The organism is Evansella sp. AB-P1 (genome assembly GCF_029688925.1).
In the GTDB taxonomy this organism is placed as follows: domain Bacteria; phylum Bacillota; class Bacilli; order Bacillales; family Salisediminibacteriaceae; genus Evansella.
In genome coordinates this window covers 1-2,324 of record NZ_JARUKY010000041.1, presented here as the reverse complement: position 1 = coordinate 2,324, position 2,324 = coordinate 1, and the positions used below count along the sequence as shown (strand labels likewise).

Annotated in this window: 2 protein-coding genes; one reads left to right on the top strand and one right to left on the bottom strand. The window is 28.7% G+C overall.

The genetic code is table 11. The features are described 5' to 3' along the window. Positions 1-144 precede the first annotated feature (144 nt). Entirely contained in the window at positions 145-798 is a 654-nt protein-coding gene (locus tag QA612_RS22395) for a hypothetical protein (protein ID WP_278286055.1), read from the top strand. 279 nt (positions 799-1,077) lie between these two features. Here the strand turns inward: QA612_RS22395 and QA612_RS22390 are convergent, their stop codons facing one another. Beyond that, complete coding sequence (locus tag QA612_RS22390; protein ID WP_278286054.1) at positions 1,078-1,701, bottom strand: biotin transporter BioY; 624 nt, start codon at positions 1,699-1,701, stop codon at positions 1,078-1,080. Positions 1,702-2,324: the final 623 nt, after the last annotated feature.

Here is a 2,324-nt window from a genome sequence, read left to right as displayed (position 1 = left end):
AAAAAACATAAATTATGAAACTTTTTCCAATCTTAGACGTCTAATATAATGACAGCATTTCTCATAAAACAATTTTATTTGGCGGATAGAAAGATATTAAATATATATTTTAATACTCTTGTTATGTATTGGGGATTGATGAATGTGAAGAATGGAAAAAATATAAATTTTAAGAGATTAGTTTTTGCAATTTTTTTAGTGTTTCTTACAATTGTTGTTTATGCTCAAACGGATATAACAAGTCAATATAATGTAAAAGGGAAGTACTACGAAGTCATTCAGGCTATGGAACGACTTTATGGAAACCATCAGCATAAAAATGGAAGTTTTTATAATGGAGAATTTAAGAGCTATGATGAAGTAAGAGGTTATTTAAGTCCATTAATGACAGATGAGGCAATTGAGAAGGTTATTAATGAGTTCTTTGAGAAGGAAAAGGGACAACTAATATATTCTTGTGAATTTCAGGATTATTTGGCTAATGCGAGAGAATCTTATTACACTTCGCAGGTGGAAGAAAAATTTTATGGAATTATTCAAGATTCAATTTTAAATCCAGGATTACAGCTAGTTTTAGATGAACAGTTAGAAATTAGAACAGAAGGAGACACCATCATAGCTGAGATCAATAAGGTTGCTATTCATTACTTTGATGATCAAGAAGTTAACCATCATTATACTAGGTTAGGTTATCCACCAAATGACTTACTATTAGCTAGTTTTGTATTTGTTGAAGAAGATGGAGATTTATTACTTCACGATTTTGAAGTAGTATCAAAAAAACAATCAAACACTTAAAATAAAATATAAGATAATTGATTAACAACAAAAACACAAAAAAACGCTTGGTCCCAAGCGTTTTTTTGTGTATAAATTTAATTTATATTATTGGTTAAGTTAATAGCCATTCTTGATTTAAATAAAGATTTATTGTTTCTGAATGTGGAGACTCCATGAGAAAAGCAATAGTTACGAGCAGTTACATCACTTTATCTGCGAGTTGTCTTAACGGATAGAACGTCGTAATTGAGCATTATCATTTGTATTTTAATTTACAGGCTAGAAAACTATAAAAAATTATGCAGGTCGTTCTGTATTATTTTTAATATGTCCACCAGAAAGATTTAATGCTTTTACAATTTTCGGACATAGTGTTGCGGCCATTCCAGTAATGATAACATCTTTTATAAAAAATGGGGTCATACTTGTTGCAGTAACTAATAAAGTCACATTAGTAGCTTCTATTATATATTGAGCATGAAAATACATATAAAAAATTCCTATTACATAATTAATAAATAAACCTATGTAGCATGCTATAAAGTAGGTTGAGATAGACAGACCGTTTGTTTCTCTAGATTTTTCAATTATCCAACCAACAACAAATGCTAGAAGAATAAATGATAGGATAAAACCGAATGTTGGATTTAATACCATATGTAATCCCCCTTGGAATCGACTGAAAACAGGGGCCCCCAATAAACCAACTAATGCATACCCTGTCATTGACAGTGTACCTATTTTCTTACCTAATAAAACTCCAGCCAATATTGCAATGACTGTTTGAAAAGTTAATGGTACAACTCCAATCATAATAAATGCAGTTAAATTTGCTCCGATTGCCATAAGAGCAATAAACATTGCAGCTTTTGTTAAATCAATAACTTTAAATACGCGTTTACTAGTATTTTCTGTATTCATAATAACCCTCCTGTAATATTGTTAACCAAAAAACTATTGTTGTTAACGATATAATATATGAAGTGAAACAAGATTGTCAACATAATTTAAACAATGGTTAACGATTGTGATGAGGAAATATTTATACATTTCGCATTAGGTGTAAAGAAAATATAAAGTCGTTTTATATGGTACTAATTCCAATTTTGATTTGAGTTTTTTAGTGCATATAAGTTTTTGTATATAATTTAAATAGAAAGATATAAGGTTGTAGTGATCTGTAGTAAAATTAAATTTATTCTTAAAAGCTTCCATGGTAGAAGAGTGTTTAAAAAAATTGTGGAGTTTCATTTTAGTGGGAATCAGTAGTAGAACTATAAAATTACAATATAAATTTTATTGTGATGTTTTTTTAAAAAAACTATTGCAATTAATATACTATGGTGATATATTATTACTTGTCGCTAAAACAACTGACAACAAAAAATAAAAAAGTTGTTGACGAATATCAGTGATAAATGATAAGATAATAAAGTCGCTGAAAAACGACACTTTATTCTTTTGACCTTTGAAAACTAAACAAAAAGCCAAGCGAAGTGGGATATGCAGTTTCAACTATATGATTATGGATGAAACTATAAGTG